Annotated in this window: 16 protein-coding genes; 5 read left to right on the top strand and 11 right to left on the bottom strand. The window is 61.9% G+C overall.

All coding sequences use genetic code 11. The features are described 5' to 3' along the window. Positions 1-139 precede the first annotated feature (139 nt). Positions 140-478 carry a hypothetical protein gene (locus BN32_RS11775; RefSeq protein WP_019198398.1) on the top strand — a complete coding sequence of 113 codons (339 nt, stop codon included), beginning with the start codon at positions 140-142 and terminating at the stop codon, positions 476-478. Positions 479-527: 49 nt separating this feature from the next. On the opposite strand, the gene BN32_RS11770 is transcribed toward BN32_RS11775, so the two are convergent. The 5 genes from BN32_RS11770 to BN32_RS11750 form a co-directional block, all read right to left on the bottom strand. Then, positions 528-1,289: an ABC transporter permease gene (locus BN32_RS11770; protein ID WP_019198397.1), complete on the bottom strand. Its 762-nt coding sequence runs from the start codon at positions 1,287-1,289 to the stop codon at positions 528-530. A gap of 19 nt (positions 1,290-1,308) precedes the next feature. Beyond that, the gene (locus BN32_RS11765; protein WP_040426351.1) at positions 1,309-2,232 is read right to left on the bottom strand and encodes an ABC transporter ATP-binding protein; all 924 of its coding nucleotides are present in this window, start codon (positions 2,230-2,232) and stop codon (positions 1,309-1,311) included. Between the two features lie 67 nt (positions 2,233-2,299). Then, entirely contained in the window at positions 2,300-2,590 is a 291-nt protein-coding gene (locus BN32_RS11760) for a type II toxin-antitoxin system HicB family antitoxin (protein ID WP_019198395.1), read from the bottom strand. Positions 2,591-2,598: 8 nt separating this feature from the next. Then, positions 2,599-2,793 (bottom strand): type II toxin-antitoxin system HicA family toxin, encoded by a 195-nt coding sequence (locus tag BN32_RS11755; RefSeq protein ID WP_019198394.1) that lies wholly within the window; start codon positions 2,791-2,793, stop codon positions 2,599-2,601. Positions 2,794-2,878: 85 nt separating this feature from the next. Beyond that, on the bottom strand, positions 2,879-5,359 hold the full coding sequence (locus BN32_RS11750) for an ATP-dependent helicase (RefSeq protein ID WP_040426349.1): 2,481 nt from the start codon (positions 5,357-5,359) through the stop codon (positions 2,879-2,881). 291 nt (positions 5,360-5,650) lie between these two features. Here BN32_RS11750 and BN32_RS11745 point away from each other — a divergent pair, with 291 nt between their 5' ends. Further along, a complete protein-coding gene (locus tag BN32_RS11745; RefSeq protein ID WP_040426347.1) occupies positions 5,651-5,824 on the top strand; it encodes a DUF1328 domain-containing protein in 174 nt (57 codons plus the stop codon). Positions 5,825-5,854: 30 nt separating this feature from the next. Here the strand turns inward: BN32_RS11745 and BN32_RS11740 are convergent, their stop codons facing one another. Beyond that, positions 5,855-6,373, bottom strand: coding sequence for a thioesterase family protein (locus tag BN32_RS11740; protein ID WP_019198391.1), 519 nt, complete (start codon positions 6,371-6,373; stop codon positions 5,855-5,857). Between the two features lie 78 nt (positions 6,374-6,451). Here BN32_RS11740 and BN32_RS11735 point away from each other — a divergent pair, with 78 nt between their 5' ends. Further along, on the top strand, positions 6,452-7,879 hold the full coding sequence (locus tag BN32_RS11735; RefSeq protein ID WP_019198390.1) for an FAD-binding oxidoreductase: 1,428 nt from the start codon (positions 6,452-6,454) through the stop codon (positions 7,877-7,879). Next, positions 7,876-8,700 carry a 2-keto-4-pentenoate hydratase gene (locus BN32_RS11730; protein ID WP_040425662.1) on the top strand — a complete coding sequence of 275 codons (825 nt, stop codon included), beginning with the start codon at positions 7,876-7,878 and terminating at the stop codon, positions 8,698-8,700. Before BN32_RS11735 ends, BN32_RS11730 begins: the two co-directional genes overlap by 4 nt. Before the next feature lie 9 nt (positions 8,701-8,709). Here the strand turns inward: BN32_RS11730 and BN32_RS11725 are convergent, their stop codons facing one another. Further along, positions 8,710-9,570 carry an SAM-dependent methyltransferase gene (locus BN32_RS11725; protein WP_040426344.1) on the bottom strand — a complete coding sequence of 287 codons (861 nt, stop codon included), beginning with the start codon at positions 9,568-9,570 and terminating at the stop codon, positions 8,710-8,712. A gap of 161 nt (positions 9,571-9,731) precedes the next feature. Between BN32_RS11725 and BN32_RS11720 the strand changes: the two genes are divergently transcribed. Beyond that, positions 9,732-13,436 carry an AsmA family protein gene (locus BN32_RS11720; RefSeq protein WP_051488457.1) on the top strand — a complete coding sequence of 1,235 codons (3,705 nt, stop codon included), beginning with the start codon at positions 9,732-9,734 and terminating at the stop codon, positions 13,434-13,436. Here BN32_RS11720 and BN32_RS11715 read toward each other — a convergent pair. The 4 genes from BN32_RS11715 to fumC form a co-directional block, all read right to left on the bottom strand. Beyond that, positions 13,393-13,728, bottom strand: a complete 336-nt coding sequence (locus BN32_RS11715) for a ribbon-helix-helix domain-containing protein (RefSeq protein ID WP_040426342.1) — start codon at positions 13,726-13,728, stop codon at positions 13,393-13,395. The genes BN32_RS11720 and BN32_RS11715 overlap by 44 nt on opposite strands. 232 nt (positions 13,729-13,960) lie before the next feature. Next, positions 13,961-14,233, bottom strand: coding sequence for a ribbon-helix-helix domain-containing protein (locus BN32_RS11710; RefSeq protein ID WP_019198385.1), 273 nt, complete (start codon positions 14,231-14,233; stop codon positions 13,961-13,963). Further along, positions 14,230-14,418, bottom strand: coding sequence for a DUF4169 family protein (locus BN32_RS11705; RefSeq protein ID WP_019198384.1), 189 nt, complete (start codon positions 14,416-14,418; stop codon positions 14,230-14,232). Before BN32_RS11705 ends, BN32_RS11710 begins: the two co-directional genes overlap by 4 nt. 275 nt (positions 14,419-14,693) lie before the next feature. Beyond that, complete coding sequence (gene fumC / locus BN32_RS11700) at positions 14,694-16,097, bottom strand: class II fumarate hydratase (RefSeq protein ID WP_019198383.1); 1,404 nt, start codon at positions 16,095-16,097, stop codon at positions 14,694-14,696. Positions 16,098-16,182: the final 85 nt, after the last annotated feature.

The raw sequence follows: 16,182 nt of genomic DNA, 5'->3' as shown, positions 1-16,182 counted from the left end.
CCGCAATTTTAATGAGATGAGAAACGCTGCAGATGCATGGCTGTCGCGGATTGTATTTCCCGCGAACCTGACGCAACCTCAGGTGCTGATTTGCTTCGAGGCGGGGCCGGGATTCGGCCGGGCAGGGAGGTTTTCTCACATGAAGATTGCAGCTTCGTTCATGTCCATTTCGGGTCTTGCCTGTGCCGCAGCGGCGCTGGCTCTTTTCGCGACGCCTGCCGCCGCGCAACAGCAGGATCCCATCAACGGCGCCATCAGCGGCGCCGCGCAAGGGACATATCAGGGGAAAACTGCAGCCGGACCGGTCGGAGGATTGGTCGGCGGCGCACTCGGTGCTGGCGTGGGTGCGGTTGCCGGTACGCTTGGCGTGATCGGGGATGGCGCTGCGCGGGCGGTGCAGCCAATGGCTGTGCCACCGCCGCCCGGCAGCGGGCCCAGCGGATACTATGATAGCAATGGAAACTGGCGCCCGAACTGAACGGGCACGGCCATGTCCACACGCCCGCTTGCCGGGCGTGTGTCTGGCGTCAGGTCTTCAGCCGGTAGCCGGTCTTGAAGATCCACCACACCACGATCATGCACAGCGCGAGAAAGCCCAGCGTCATGCCGAGACTGACGGCCACGCTGACGTCTGCGATCTCGAAGAAGCTCCAGCGGAAGCCGCTGACCAGATACACAACCGGGTTGAACAGCGTCACGGTCTGCCAGATCGGCGGCAGCATGTGGATCGAATAGAAGCTGCCGCCCAGAAACGTCAGCGGTGTGATCACCAGCAGCGGGATCACCTGTAGTTTCTCGAAGCCATCGGCCCAGATGCCGATGATGAACCCGAACAGGCTGAAGGTTACCGATGTCAGCACGAGGAAGGTCAGCATCAGGAATGGATGCGCAATCTTCAACGGCACGAAAAGGCCTGCGGTGGCAAGAATGATGAGGCCGAGGATGATCGACTTGGTTGCGGCCGCGCCGACGTAACCGACTACGGCCTCGAACGCCGAGACCGGCGCGGACAGCAACTCATAAATGGTACCTGAGAATTTCGGAAAATAGATTCCGAATGACGCGTTGGCGATACTTTGCGTCAGCAACGACAGCATAATCAAGCCCGGCACGATGAAGGTGCCGTAGCTGATGCCGTCGATCTCGGTAATGCGCGAACCGATGGCCGCGCCGAACACCACGAAATACAGCGATGTCGAAATCACCGGCGAGACGACGCTCTGCAGCAGCGTGCGGAAGGTACGCGCCATTTCGAATTTGTAGATGGCGCCGATCGCGTGAAAGTTCATTGCGCTGTTCTCTTCCGGATCATGCTCGATGCACCAGGCTGACGAAGATTTCCTCCAGCGAGCTTTGCGTTGTATTGAGATCGTTGAAGCGGACGCCGGCCTGATTGAGATCGTTCAGCAGGGCGGTGATGCCGGTGCGTTCGCCCTTGGTGTCGTAGGTGTAAACCAGTTCCTCGCCGCCCGGTGACAGTTCGAGGTGATGGGCTGCAAGGGCCGCAGGAATTTCTGTGAGCTTCGATTGCAGATGCAGCTTGAGCTGCTTTCTGCCGAGCTTCTGCATCAGCTTGGCCTTTTCTTCGACCAGCACGATCTCGCCCTTGTTGATGACACCGACGCGGTCGGCCATCTCCTCGGCTTCCTCGATGTAGTGCGTGGTCAGAATGATGGTGACGCCGGCGTCGCGCAGGCCGCGCACGACCTCCCACATCGCCTTGCGCAACTCGACATCGACTCCAGCTGTGGGCTCATCGAGAAACAGAATCTGCGGTTCATGCGCCAGCGCCTTCGCGATCATCACGCGGCGTTTCATGCCGCCGGAGAGGGTGATGATCTGGCTCTTTCGCTTGTCCCACAGCGACAGATCCTTCAGCACCTTTTCGATATGCGCTTGGTTCTTCGGCTTGCCGAACAGGCCCCGGCTGAACGAGGCGGTGGACCACGGGCTTTCCCACGCGTCGGTATGCAGTTCCTGGGGCACCAGTCCGATCAGCGAGCGTGCGGCGCGGTAGTCCTTGACGATGTCATGTCCATCCACCGTCACCGTGCCTTCGGTCTGCACAGCGAGGCCACAGATCACGCTGATCAGTGTGGTCTTACCGGCGCCGTTCGGACCGAGCAACGCGAAGATCTCGCCGCGGCGAATATCGAGATTGATATTCTTCAGCGCAGCAAGACCGGACGGATAGGTCTTTGAGACGTTCGAGACAGAGATGATGGGAGACATGAGCGCAATCTGCAGAGGCGGGAGCATGGACATAGTGGTCCCGGCCCCTTGGCGCAACGCATATCGCCTATTCGGCTGCGTGCGCACGCGTAGGTAATTCTATGACCGCGACCATGTAGGTCTTGATGTCATCGGCTACGGACGGATCATTTCTGAGTTCAGTCAATGTGCGAGGCGTGGGCAGCGCTCTGCCTTCCGCGATCTGGCCTTCAGCATAGAGCTCCAGTGCTTCGGGCGCATTGAGGAGGGCCTGATCGATGTCGTCGCCGGCGGAAAAGCAGCCGGGAAGGTCCGGAAACCAGACGCCGACGGCGTGGTCCGGTCCTGCATCCTCAATAATGGCAATATAGTGGGTCATGCCAAGCCTCAGTCAGGTTTCCAGCCTGCGCTCTTATAAATGGCATGGACAAGACCTTTTCCCAAGTCCTTCTTGGGATGGGGAACAACCACCGTCTCGCCGGAAAAGGGGTTCTTAAAGACGTGATGCGAGCCCGTGACGCGTTCCAGCGACCAGCCTTCCTTTTGCAGGCGGCGTATGATGTCGCGGCTGTTGGTCAGCATGAGTCACCTTTTTTGATTCGAGGCGACTACGGACACTAATGTCACTCGACCGACGTTAAGCGTGCTGTCCACAGAGATATTTTATCTACGCGCGCGTCACGAAGCTGTCGACCACCTTCTTTTCACCGGCCTTTTCAAAGGCGATGGTGAGCTTGTTGCCGTCCACCTTGGCTACGCGGCCGTAGCCGAACTTTTGGTGAAACACCCGATCGCCGGGCGAGAAGTCCGAATTGGTGCCGGTGGATTTGGCGATCAGTTCGCCCTCGATCACCGTCGGCTTGCGGTTGAAGCTGCCGCGCGAGCTGGAATCGTATCGTGCACCGGTTTCATCGAAGCCGCCGCCGCCGTTGCGGGCGCGATTGGCCTGCGCGCGCTGCCAGCCCGGCGTCGAATAGGTCGAGCCGAAGGATTCCACCTTGTCGAAACGCGATGTGCCGTAGCCGCCCGAGCCGCCCCATCCAGAGCCGCCTTTGGACTCGGTGATCTCGACATTGGCGGCCGGCAATTCGTCGAGGAAGCGCGACGGAATGGTCGTCGTCCACGAGCCGTGGATGCGCCGGTTGGTGGCGAAATAGAGCATGGCGCGTTTGCGCGCGCGCGTGATGCCGACGTGGGCGAGGCGCCGTTCTTCTTCGAGGCCGGCGCGGCCCTGTTCATCGAGTGTGCGCTGGCTCGGAAACAGGCCTTCCTCCCAGCCGGGCAGAAACACGTTGTTGAATTCCAGCCCCTTGGCGGAATGCAGCGTCATCAGTGAAACCGCGTCGTCATCGGCGCTGCCTTCGCGGTCCATCACCAGCGAGATGTGTTCGAGGAAACCCTGCAGGTTTTCAAACTCTTCCATCGAGCGTACGAGTTCTTTCAGGTTGTCGAGCCGCCCCGCGGCGTCCGCGGATCTGTCCTTCTGCCACATCTCGGTGTAGCCCGACTCGTCGAGAACAATCTCGGCCAGTTGCGTATGTGAGACGATGTCGCGTTGAACGCGCCAGCGGTCGAAATTGGCCATGACATCGCGCAGGCTGCCGCGCGCCTTCGGCTTCAATTCGTCGGTCTCGATCACGGACCGCGCGGCTTCGGTCAGCGGGATGCGCCGCTTGCGCGCGATGTCGTGCAGCATCTGCACGGTGGCGTCGCCAAGGCCGCGCTTTGGCGTGTTGACGATGCGCTCGAAGGCGAGATCGTCGGCCGGTGAATTGATGACGCGCAGATAGGCCAGCGCGTCGCGGATTTCCGCCCGTTCGTAGAACCGCGGTCCGCCGATCACGCGATAATTCAGGCCGAGGGTGACGAAACGGTCTTCGAACTCACGCATCTGGAACGACGCGCGCACCAGAATGGCGATCTCGTTGAGCTTCTGGCCTGAGCGCTGAAGCTGCTCGATCTCCTCGCCGATGCCGCGGGCCTCTTCTTCGGAGTCCCATGCGCCGGTGACGGTGACTTTTTCGCCGTCCTCGTCCTCGGTGCGGAGTGTCTTGCCTAGGCGGCCTTCGTTGTACGCGATCAGATGGGAGGCGGCGGCGAGGATATGTCCCGTCGAACGATAGTTGCGCTCGAGGCGAATAACCTTCGCGCCGGGGAAGTCATGTTCGAAGCGCAGGATGTTGTCGACCTCCGCGCCGCGCCAGCCGTAGATCGACTGGTCGTCGTCGCCGACGCAGCAGATATTCTTCGGCGTGGCGACAGTCAGGCTCGGAGTGTCCGGTTCTTCATCAGCGGTTTGTTGCACGGCGCCCGGACCAGCCATCAATTGCTTGGATGGCGCCTGCGCCAGCAACCGTAGCCAGAGATATTGCGCGACGTTGGTGTCTTGATACTCGTCCACCAGAATGTATCTGAAACGACTCTGATACTGCCGCAGCACGTCAGGATGCTCGCGGAACAGCCGGATGTTTTCCAGCAGCAGGTCGCCGAAGTCCGCGGCGTTGAGAATCTTCAGCCGCTCTTGATAGGTCGTATAAAGCTTGCCGCCCTTGCCGTTTCCGAACACGGCGGCTTCGCCGGCAGGAACCTGCGATGGCGTCAGTCCGCGGTTCTTCCAGCCGTCGATCAGACCGGCCAGCATCCGCGCCGGCCATCGCTTGTCGTCGATATTTTCGGCCTGCAGCAGCTGCTTCAGGAGACGGATCTGATCATCGACATCCAGCACAGTGAAGTTGGATTTCAACTGCACCAGTTCGGCGTGATAGCGCAGAATCCGTCCACCGATGGAGTGGAAGGTGCCGAGCCACGGCATGCCCTCAACCGCCTGGCCGAGCATCTGGCCGAGGCGATGCTTCATCTCGCGCGCCGCCTTGTTCGTGAAGGTGACGGAAAGGATCTCATGAGGCCGCGCACGGCCCGTTGAGAGAATATGCGCAATGCGCGAGGTCAGCACGCGTGTCTTGCCGGTGCCCGCGCCGGCCAGGACCAGAACCGGCCCGTCGAGTGTTTCGACCGCGTCGCGCTGTTCGGGATTGAGCCCGGCCAGATACTGCGGCCCGGCGGCCGCACGCGCGCGCGCAGCGATGCCGCCAGCGGCAGGCTGGTAGCTCGGCAGGTCAAGAGGAGGCAATTTCTTGGGCTCAGTCATGCGATTCGTCTTTGCGGCCCACGATGACACCGGGACGCCGGGAAGGGGAGGCTTCATATCAGGATTGGGGACATATAGGCACGATTAGGCCTGCCGGACAGGTTTGTTTTCCCAGGCTCATGCGGCCCCAAACATGCCGAGATCGGCGGATTTTGTTCCGTCCAGTATGCGATTTTTCGGGTTTTGGGGGCCTGCAGAGCCGGGAACTTTCATTCTGGTGCAGGATTGGTTTTGCATCAGGGGCGCGCACCGAGTGTGACGCCGCTCCCATACGAAACACAGGAGCGTGTCATGATGAGTTGGGTGGTTACATTTCTGATTATCGCGCTGGTCGCGGGCCTTCTGGGCTTCGGCGGTATTGCAGGTGCGTCGATCGAAATCGCCAAGATCGTGTTTTTCGTGGCGCTCATCCTGTTCCTGATTTCTGCCGTGGTGGGTTTGGCGCGCCGCAGCAGCGGCCCGTAATCCCTCAAGGTTAGCGGCGCCGCGACAGCATCATTTGACCGGCATGGCGATGCGCCGGCCGATGCCATCGGGGCGCGGCACTGCGCCATGGGCCGCGGCGACTTCACGAATGCGCGCGGCAATGTCCGGTGGAAATGGCGCGGTTTTCCGTGCATTCATGTCAACGTGAAGGGTCATGTTCTCGGATGTGGCTGAAATCCAGCCCTCGGTAGCGTGGCGCAGTTCTTCGAATGTGTGGATGCGTTTCTCGTCAGCGGCGATCAGATAAACCGATACCTGCACCGGATCGCCCAGATGCACCTCGCGCACATAGCGGACGTGCGCCTCAGCTGTGAATGTCGAGCTGTGACGCTGTTTCATGTATTCCGGGCCGATGCCGAGTTCGAGCCACATCTGGTCGATGCCGCGGTCGAACAGGACATTGTAATACGCCATGTTGAGATGGCCGTTGTAGTCGATCCACTGCGGCTCAATCTGCATCACCGTGGTCAGGAACGGCGCAGCTATATGTTGCGGCGCATTGTTTTTCGGAAGCGTGCTTGATGTCATCTCAATTCCCGGTTCACTGAGCCTGATCTCTTGACCCGCTATACATCCTTTGCCACGCTTCGCGCCACACCAGCATAAATGAAACGAGCGACCGTGGCCTTTTCCAATGCAGCCCTGACACGTCCGGCACCGTCTGCGCTTTCGAGCGCGATCGAGGCGCTTGCCGCGCGGTTCGGCAATAATCTGATTACGTCGCAGGCGGTGCGCGAGCAGCACGCGCATACCACCACCTGGTTGCCGATGCAGCCGCCGGATGCTGTGATTATGGCGCGAACCACCGAGGACATTCAGGACGTGGTGCGGATTTGCGCGAGGCATCGCGTGCCGGTGATTCCATTCGGCACCGGCACTTCACTCGAAGGGCAGGTCAACGCGCCCGCAGGCGGGACCTGTATCGATCTGCGCGAAATGAACCGCATTCTCGCCGTGCATGCCGACGATCTCGACTGCGTGATCGAGCCGGGCGTGACTCGCAAGGCGCTCAACGAACATCTGCGCGATCAGGGGCTGTTCTTCCCGATTGATCCGGGTGCGGACGCCTCCATCGGCGGCATGGCCTCGACCCGCGCGTCCGGCACTAACGCAGTGCGCTACGGCACCATGCGCGACAACATTCTTGCACTAAAGGTCGTGCGCGCCGACGGCGAGATCATCACCACCGGCACGCGCGCCAAGAAGTCCTCGGCCGGTTACGATCTCACGCACCTGTTCGTCGGCGCCGAAGGCACGCTCGGAATCATTTCCGAACTGACGATCAAACTGCGCGGTATTCCGCAGTCCATTGCTGCCGGGTCATGCTCATTCACGAGCGTGCAGGGCGCCTGCAACGCGACCATTCTCGCCATTCAGACCGGCATCCCGTTGGCGCGCATCGAATTGTTGAACGCCGCGCAGGTTAAGGCCTGCAACGCTTATTCAAAGCTGTCGCTGCCCGAAACACCGCTGCTGCTGCTCGAATTCCACGGCACAGAAGCCGATGTCGCTGAGCAGTCGCGAATGTTCGGCGAGATCGCTGCCGAATGCGGTGGCGGATCGTTCGAGTGGACCACGCGGCAGGAAGACCGCACGCGGCTGTGGCAGGCGAGGCATGATGCCTACTGGGCGGTACGCGGGCTTCGCCCCGGCGCGCAGGCGGTGGCGACAGACGTCTGCGTGCCGATCTCGCGGCTGGCCGAGTGCGTGGTCGAGACCGAGAAGGATCTGGCGACGGTCGGCCTGATCTCGCCGATTGTCGGCCATGTCGGCGACGGTAATTTCCATTGCTCGCTGCTCTGCGATGTCAACGATCCAGACGAGATGCAGCGTGCTGAAGGTTTCCTGCATCGGCTGGTGGAGCGGGCGCAGGAGATGGACGGCACCTGTACGGGCGAGCATGGCATCGGCCAGGGCAAGCAGAAGTATCTTGAGGCGGAACTTGGACCGGAGGCAGTCGCGGCCATGCGTGCGCTCAAAGCAGCCCTCGATCCGCACAACATCCTCAATCCCGGCAAGATCCTGCCGTCATGACTACGACTGCTGCTTTGGACGCGACGAGTATCGCCACCGAGGCGCTGTCGGTGCTCGGTCAGGGCCGCCAGATTGTCCCGTTCTCGTCACGCGATCCGAGTTTCGGCCTCGAAGAAGCGTACAAGGTCACGCCCATCGTCCGGCAGATGCGGGAGGCGCGGGGTGAAAGGGTGCTGGGCCGCAAAATCGGTTTCACCAACAGCACAATCTGGGCGCAGTACAACGTGGACGGCCCTATCTGGGGCTACATGTATGACCGTACGGTTCGCAATCTGGCCGACATCGGCGGGGTTGCCTCCCTGACGAAACTGACCGATCCACGGATCGAGCCGGAGATCGTATTCGGCCTGTCGGCGGCGCCCGATGCGGCGATGGACGAGCGCGAGCTTCTGTCTTGCATTGATTGGCTGGCACTTGGCTATGAGGTCGTGCAGTCGATTTATCCTGACTGGAAATTCGCGGCGTCCGATACGGTGGCGGCTTTCGGTCTGCACGGCGCAATGCTGATCGGTGAACGGCATCGGATTTCCGGCGATTCCGCAGCATGGCTGGACCAGCTTTCGAACTTCGACGTGGAACTCGGCTGTAACGGCGAAGTCGTGGATCGCGGCCATGCGCGCAATGTGCTCGGTGGTCCGCTATCGGCCTTGCGTCATTTCGTGGGCGTGCTGGCCAAAGACGATTTGAACCCGGGTCTCACGGCGGGGGAGATGGTCACAACGGGCACGCTGACGCGCGCCCTGCCTGTGAAGCCGGGCGAGACGTGGACGACGACCGTCTCGGGTATCCCGCTCGGCAGTATCAGCGTCCGATTCAGTTGATCGCGGCGATCAGTATTTTTTCAGGAAGCTGAAGCGCATCAGGCTGACCATGCCCATGCGGAAGCCGGTGGCCGACAGCCGCAGGTAGCGGCGGAACTCCGCCGTCCGTTCATCGCCGACAAGAGCAACAGCCCTGTCATAATTGGCGAGCAGATTCTGCTCCCACATCAGCAGCGTCCGGTAATAGTGGTCCGCATCGTTGCGCGCGGCGATCAGGCTGAAACGGCCTTCGGCGGCGGCGATTGGTTCCCATTCCAGCGGCAGATCGCTTTCCGGAAAGGTTTTCTCCAGCAACGGCAGAACCTTGTGCCGCTCGGAATAGGCGATGGTTTGCAGCGACAGTCTGCCGCCGGTCACTAGCACGCTGTCGCAATAGGCGAAGAATTCGCGATAAGCATCAAGTTTGGTTGCGGGATCGAGGCCCTTCTGGACGAAATGCTCGAAGGCGCCGACCGAAATGATCGCGTCGTAACGGCGATCCGGCTTGTGATCGCGCCAGTCCTGTTCACGCACCTCGATCTTCGGATTCGCCCCGTCGCGGATCCAGCGGGCCTGTGACGGGCTGAGAGTCAGCCCCACCGCGTGGGCGACTCCTGCGTGATCAACCAGACGCCGGAGCATCGCGCCCCAACCGCAGCCGATGTCGAGAACCCGCGCAGTGTTCGCAGCGCCCGCTGCATCGATATGGTGGTCGAGCTTGTGGCGCTGTGCCGTGGCGAGATCGTCGTCGCCCTTGAACAGGGCGCACGAGTAGATCATCTCCGGATCGAGCACGAGCCGGAAAAAGTCGTTGCCCATATCGTAATGGGAGATGATCGCCTCGGGCGAGGCGCCCGTTCGTTCCGCTGGCCGTACCTGCTTTTCGGACATGTTGCTCACCGGGTTACAGGGTTGTGAACGGGGGGCGTTAAATTTAGTATTCGAACTACTCGACAGGTTCAATATTCGTGCCATCCGGTGCGCCATCGCGCTGCTATGCGATAAGGCGCTGCTGCCGTCACAAGATCGGCCGATCCCACTGAGGAAAGACCTTGCAGACCACGCTGCTCGGACTGGCCATCGCTCTCATCCTTGCGCTGATCGCAGCGCTGGTCGGGCCGTATTTCGTTGATTGGAGCCAATTTCGGCGGCAGTTCGAGGCGGAGGCGTCCCGTGTCATCGGAACGCCGGTGACGGTGACCGGCAAGCTCGACGCGCTGCTGCTGCCGACGCCCACGCTCCGGCTGCGCGATGTTGCGGTCGGCGGCGACAATGATCCGGCCAAGATCCGTGCCGGCAAGCTGGATGTGGAGTTCAGCCTCGGTGCGCTGATGCGGGGCGAATGGCGTGCCACCGAATTGTCGCTGGATGGTTTCGCGCTTGATCTTGGCCTCGACCGTCAGGGCCGTTTTCAGTGGCCCTCCACCGCTGGGCGCTTCAATCTTGGGTCGCTGGCAATAGACCGCATGAATGTCGCGGGACGGATTGCGCTTCACGATGCGTCAAGCGGCGCGACGCTGCGGGTCGACGATCTCAAGTTCAGCGGGGACGTGCGTGCGTTAGCAAGCAGCATGCGTGGGGAAGGATCGTTCACGCTGCTTGGAGCGCGAACGCCGTATCGCATTTCGTCGGGGCAAAGCAACGACGGCAAGGGCACGCGTGTGCACTTTACCGCGGAGCCCGGTGAGCGTCCGCTGCTAGCCGATCTCGATGGCACGCTGATATTCGACAATACGGTGCCAAAATTCGAAGGCTCGTTGACGCTGGCGCGGCCGGCGGACGTGAAGTCCATTGATGGCAGCCAGCGGTGGAAGCTGTCGTCGCGGGTGAAGGCCAATCCACGGTCGGCGGCGTTTGAGCAGGTCGAAGCCGCCTACGGCCCTGATGACAACGCGTTGCGGCTGACTGGCGGCGGCGATATCCGGTTCGGTTTGTCGCCTTTGCTGCGTCTCGCGCTGTCGGCGCGGCAGCTTGATGTCGACCGGCTGCTGGCGAAGGGCGCCAGCGCCGAGCCGTTGCGGCTGCTCCCTGCGCTGCGCGCGATGGTGACGTCGCTGCCGGTGTCGCCGCTTCCGGCTCAGATCGAATTGAGTTCGGACCAGATCGCACTGGGCGGGCGCCCCTTGCAGAATGTCGCCGCCGAATTGCGTGCAGACGACAAGTCCTGGACCATTGCGAAACTGGAAACGCGTGCCCCCGGTGCGACGCGGGTTACCGCGAGTGGCACGATCTCCGAACCCGGACCGTCGGCCCGCTTCACCGGACCGGTCACTATCGAGTCATCTGATCCGGACGTGCTGACAACGTGGCTGCAGGGACGCAGCGATGCGACGTATCGCAATCAGAAACCGTTGCGGTTGCGCGGCGAAGCAACCATCGCGGCGGATCGCATTGGGCTCGATGGAATGAAGGCCGAGATCAACGGCGGTGCGATCGACGGCCGGATCACACTGTCGAATATTGCCGACGGCAAGACGCGGCTGGAAGCGGCACTGAAAGCGGCGAGCCTTGATGTCGATGCGATGTCGTCGCTTGCAGGGATGCTCGCCAGCTCGCAATCCACGTGGCCGGACGAGGCGCAGATCTCGCTTAACGCTGAGAGCGCCGTGCTGGCGGGACAGACGGTTCGCCCCGCCGCTATCCGTTTGAGCTACGATCCCACAAAATTCGCACTCGACCGGATTGAGATCGGCGATGCGAGCAGCGATCTTGCCATCAGCGCCACAGGATCGTTCGATCGCGCCAAAGGTGGCGGCAATCTTGGGCTGTACGCATCGTCATCATCGCTGGCGCGGGTTGGAAGTTTCATCTCGCCGTTTGCCCCGGCGCTCGCTGAGCGACTGGCAGCGATTGCGACGGAGCCCGGTCCCGCGCTGATGCTGATGGCCGCCACGATCGGCAAGGCGAAAGATCGCTCCGGCCGCACCGATGCAGACGCTGTGCTCAACATTGACGCGCCGCAGCTTGAGGGAACGATTACCCTGAGCACACCGAACATCGATCTCGCACGCGGGTTTGATCTCGCGGCGTTGCGAGCCAACGAATTCAAGCTCGAAACCATGCTGACTGCGAAGCAGACCGCAACGATGGTGGCATCGCTGGGGCTCGGCCGGATTGTTTCGCCGGGCGATGGCCCTGCGCAATTCGAATCGTCGGTCACCGGCGTCTGGGGTTCGCCACTACAGCTGAAAGCCAAGTTGACCGGCGCTGGTCTTGATGGCGACATTCAAGGCACCGGCAATCCGTGGGCGGATCAATCCACGGCGGCGTTGAAAGTTGCGGTGCGCCGCGCCGACCTCGCTGCCCTGTTCAATCTGAAGCCGGCGAGTGTGCCATCGCCCGGCGTTGCGCTGTCGTCGCGCGTAGGTGTGGCGGGTAATACTTTTACCTTCGACGATCTCGATGCCACGGCAGGTGGCTCGCGAGTGCGCGGACGGCTGGTGCTGACGCGTGGCGAAGAGATCGGCGTCGATGGCCAAATCGGCATCGACACGCTCGATCTTGCGACGGTGACCGGCTTGGCATTTGGGGCAGCGGGTCATGACGCATCGGCACCGCTCGATAGAGGCTGGTTGCGCGGCTGGCGCGGAAAACTGGCGTTTCAGGCGCTGAGCGGAGTTCTCCCCGGTGGAACAGAGTTGCGTCCTGTCAGCGGGGCCTTCAAGGGCGACGGTCAGTCGCTGGTGCTGGAGGACGCCAAAGGCGGCATTGGCGGCGGCGAGGCGGTGATTGATCTCGACGCGCGGCAGACCGCGCCAGGAGCGACCCAAGGCACCCAGGGCACCTCTTTCAATGCGCGCGTGCAACTCACCGGTGTCGATGGTGCGGCGCTTCGTTACCGCAGCCTCGCAATGCCGGACGGCAGGGTGGCGCTGCAAATGACGCTCGCAGGGCAGGGCCGTAGCGCCGCCGGCCTGACAGGCGCGCTGTCGGGCGCGGGTACGCTGACGCTGACGGAGGCGCGTATCGCGGGGCTGGACCCGCGCGCGTTCGAGGTTGCGATGCGGGCCAGCGACGGTGGGCAGGCGACCGACGATATCAAGCTGCGGGAGATCGTTGAGCCTGTTCTGGCCAGCGGCGCGCTGACCGTGCCGTCGGCGCGAGTTCCGTTCAGCATCAAGGACGGACGGTTGCGGGTAGAGGCAGCGACACTCGACGCCAAGCGCGCGCGCGTTGCGATTGCGGGTGGTTATGACCTGCTGGCAGATCAGGCCGATCTGCGGGCCATCATGTCGCCGGTGACCACCAGGCCGATCAACGGACGTCCCGAGATTCGTATCGACCTGAATGGATCACCCGACGGGATGTCGCGGGCGGTCGATGTTGCGGCGTTGTCGTCGTGGCTCGGAATGCGCGCCATCGATCGTGAGACGCGGCGGCTCGATCAGCTTGAGCGTGGGGTGGCGCCGGGTCCGGAGACGGACGAACTGTGGGACGAAGAACTTCCGGCGGCCGAACCCATTCCGCCGGCTGAAGTGAAGCTTCCGAGCCGCGATCCACGGCGGAAAAATCCGGCAGCGAAGACGGCGGCGCCAAGCGCACCTGCCGTGCCGCGTCCGCCTGCAGCGGTGAGCCCGCCGCCAAATCCGCCTGCGCCAAGTCCGCCGAGCGGTGGCGCGCTGGTGCAGCCGTTGCCGCCGCCCATCGACATCAGACCGGCCCGGGGGCCATGCGGGTACCGAAGTCGCGACCCGCCGCGCCGGCTGGAACCTTCTAGACGGGTACTGCGCTGGGCGAGGGCTGCCGTTCACCGATGAACACCGACGTGATGGCGCGGGTGCGAAAGTAATCCAGCACGAACAGCCTGATCGCGGACGACAGGTTCGCGGTCTTTCGCGCGCGATCGATGGCATCGATTTGGGTCGAGAGCGGCAGGCCACGTCGCGTGGCAATGTCCTTCAGGCTGGTCCAGAAGGCGTCTTCGAGGCTGACGCTGGTCTTGTGGCCGCCGACGACGACGGAGCGCTTGACCACTGCGAATCCCCTCACGTTGCGCGTGAGGCCGCCGTCGGTCCGGTCCATGTTCTGTATGATGGTGTCGTTCTGCATCAAAGGATCCCCCGTTTGGTCGAGCGCGGCGAGACGCGATCTCGCCAATGAGGATTGGCCCATTGGCGCGATGTCTGATCAGGCCGCATGGATCAGGATACAGCCACCCCGCAGCCGGTCTCGAAACGATGAGTTTCGAGACGCGGGTACATAGTAACTGAAACCAGCTAGCGCCGGTATTCGTGCGAAAACCTACAGTGGAGTCAGGATCGTAACTGTCCGATGCGGAGAATTACGGATGCGGACTTTCTGCCTGCAGACGGCTGCTGCCGTTTCCAGCCTGATGTGTCGAGCGTGAACGGAAATAGTCCAGTACAAACAGGCGGATAGCCGAGGACAAATTGCCCTGCTGGCGGCCGCCATCAATCTCGCCCACCAGTTCGGACAAGGTGAGGCTTCTCACCGATGCGATTTCCTTCATGCCATTCCAGAAGGCTTCCTCGAGGCTGACGCTGGTCTTGTGTCCGGCGACGACGATCGATCGCTTAACGACAGGCGATTTCATGCTGGCGTCCGATCGTCGATGTGGTGCTGATCGAGTGTGTCGCTGGCGCGCTTCGCCTGGAGCTGATCACGGTTTCGTTCGCTTTTGGTGCGGCCGAAGCGGGCGCGATTGGTCTCGGACTGCTTCGCCGCTTCGTCGCGCGCGATGCGCTTCCTGACCTGCTTCAGGTTGACCAGATCGCCCATGACCCCTCCTCATTGATAGGACAAATTGTAACGAGTGATGCGGCACATGATTAACGCCGGCTTCGTTTCGTCCTGTTGGGGACTCGTCAGAGCGAGTTGCTCATGCAAGTCCGTTTCAAAATGTCAGTCGTTCTCGATGCGCTGATGCGGCGCGGCAGATGTGAAAAGCTAGCATGCGTTGCGGCGTGGAGGGTAGCCAATAGGCCCATGACTTTGGGCGGTGCGACGACATGTCCGAAACGTTACAACGAGTTAATGTGTGCGAATGGCTCGCACTAACCGGGATGCGTCATTTTCTCCGGCTTCACGAGCCGATCGAATTCGGTGGCAGAGACGAGGCCGAGACGGACTGCCTCTTCCTTCAATGTCGTGCCGCGCGCGTGAGCGGTTTTTGCGACCTTCGCGGCATTGTCGTAACCAATCTTGGGCGCCAGCGCCGTTACGAGCATCAGCGAGCGCCGCATTAACTCATCGATCCGCTTTTCGTCGGCGCGGATACCGACGATGCAGTGTTCGGTAAGCGAACGCGTCGCGTCGGCCATCAGCTGGATCGATTGCAGCATGCAGTGCGCCAACACCGGCTTGTAAACGTTGAGCTCGAAATGCCCCTGGCTGCCGGCGATGGTGATTGCGGTGTGATTGCCGAAAATCTGGCAGCACACCATGGTCATGGCTTCGCACTGGGTCGGATTGACCTTGCCGGGCATGATCGACGAGCCCGGCTCGTTTTCCGGCAGAATCAGTTCGCCGAGACCGGAGCGGGGACCCGAGCCGAGCAGGCGGATATCGTTGGCGATCTTGAACAGGCCGGTTGCAACGGAGTTGATCGCGCCGTGCACGAAGACATAGGCGTCGTTCGACGCCAGCGCCTCGAACTTGTTCGGCGCGCTGGTGAACGGCAGCTTGGTGAGTGCGGCGACCTGTTTGGCGAACAGCCTGGCAAATCGCGGCTTGGAGTTGAGGCCGGTGCCGACCGCCGTGCCGCCCTGCGCCAGCGGATAGAGGTCCTTCGCCGCGGTGCGCACCCGTACGATCCCGCTCTCGACCTGCGCAGCGTAACCGGAGAATTCCTGGCCGAGCGTGAGCGGCGTCGCGTCCTGCGTATGGGTGCGGCCGATCTTGACGATTTTGGCGAAGGCCTTCTCCTTTTGCCGCAACGCTTTCAACAGGCCGGTCAGCGCGGGCAGCAGGTCGTGGGCGATGTGCTCGGCAGCAGCGATATGCATCGCGGTTGGAAACGAGTCGTTGGACGACTGGCTCATATTGACGTGATCGTTTGGATGTACCGGTTTCTTGGTGCCGGGCTCGCCGCCGAGCAGTTCGCTGGCGCGGTTGGCGATCACTTCGTTGAGGTTCATGTTGGACTGTGTGCCCGAGCCGGTCTGCCAGACCACCAGCGGGAAGTTGTCGTCGAGCTTGCCGTCGATGACTTCGCGGGCCGCACGCACGATCGCGCGGGTACGGCGCTGATCGAGCAGGCCGAGTTCAAGGTTGGTTTGTGCTGCGGCGAGCTTGACGATGGCGAGCGCGCGGACGATCGGCATCGGCATCCGCTCGTTACCGATCTTGAAGTTATGTATCGAGCGTTCGGTTTGCGCGCCCCAGTAGCGATCCCCCGGCACTTCGATCGGTCCGAACGTGTCGGTTTCGGTGCGCGTTGTTTTCTTCTGAGCGGCCATAGTGCTTTCCGATGCTTCGCGGGGACACTGAAGTTTATGACTTCACAGCCGATGCACGCAACCGCCGCGCGCTCTCGCATCGGCG

It is taken from the genome of Afipia birgiae 34632 (genome assembly GCF_000308295.2).
Lineage (GTDB): Bacteria > Pseudomonadota > Alphaproteobacteria > Rhizobiales > Xanthobacteraceae > Afipia > Afipia birgiae.
This window is presented reverse-complemented; position numbering and strand designations above follow the sequence as displayed.

Bases quoted from the DNA above. Each gene is read 5' to 3' on its own strand.
- BN32_RS11775 (WP_019198398.1), top strand. From the start codon at position 140: ATGAAGATTGCAGCTTCGTTCATGTCCATTTCGGGTCTTGCCTGTGCC.
- BN32_RS11770 (WP_019198397.1), bottom strand. From the start codon at position 1,289: ATGAACTTTCACGCGATCGGCGCCATCTACAAATTCGAAATGGCGCGT.
- BN32_RS11765 (WP_040426351.1), bottom strand. From the start codon at position 2,232: ATGTCTCCCATCATCTCTGTCTCGAACGTCTCAAAGACCTATCCGTCC.
- BN32_RS11760 (WP_019198395.1), bottom strand. From the start codon at position 2,590: ATGACCCACTATATTGCCATTATTGAGGATGCAGGACCGGACCACGCC.
- BN32_RS11755 (WP_019198394.1), bottom strand. From the start codon at position 2,793: ATGCTGACCAACAGCCGCGACATCATACGCCGCCTGCAAAAGGAAGGC.
- BN32_RS11750 (WP_040426349.1), bottom strand. From the start codon at position 5,359: ATGACTGAGCCCAAGAAATTGCCTCCTCTTGACCTGCCGAGCTACCAG.
- BN32_RS11745 (WP_040426347.1), top strand. From the start codon at position 5,651: ATGATGAGTTGGGTGGTTACATTTCTGATTATCGCGCTGGTCGCGGGC.
- BN32_RS11740 (WP_019198391.1), bottom strand. From the start codon at position 6,373: ATGACATCAAGCACGCTTCCGAAAAACAATGCGCCGCAACATATAGCT.
- BN32_RS11735 (WP_019198390.1), top strand. From the start codon at position 6,452: ATGAAACGAGCGACCGTGGCCTTTTCCAATGCAGCCCTGACACGTCCG.
- BN32_RS11730 (WP_040425662.1), top strand. From the start codon at position 7,876: ATGACTACGACTGCTGCTTTGGACGCGACGAGTATCGCCACCGAGGCG.
- BN32_RS11725 (WP_040426344.1), bottom strand. From the start codon at position 9,570: ATGTCCGAAAAGCAGGTACGGCCAGCGGAACGAACGGGCGCCTCGCCC.
- BN32_RS11715 (WP_040426342.1), bottom strand. From the start codon at position 13,728: ATGCAGAACGACACCATCATACAGAACATGGACCGGACCGACGGCGGC.
- BN32_RS11710 (WP_019198385.1), bottom strand. From the start codon at position 14,233: ATGAAATCGCCTGTCGTTAAGCGATCGATCGTCGTCGCCGGACACAAG.
- BN32_RS11705 (WP_019198384.1), bottom strand. From the start codon at position 14,418: ATGGGCGATCTGGTCAACCTGAAGCAGGTCAGGAAGCGCATCGCGCGC.
- fumC (WP_019198383.1), bottom strand. From the start codon at position 16,097: ATGGCCGCTCAGAAGAAAACAACGCGCACCGAAACCGACACGTTCGGA.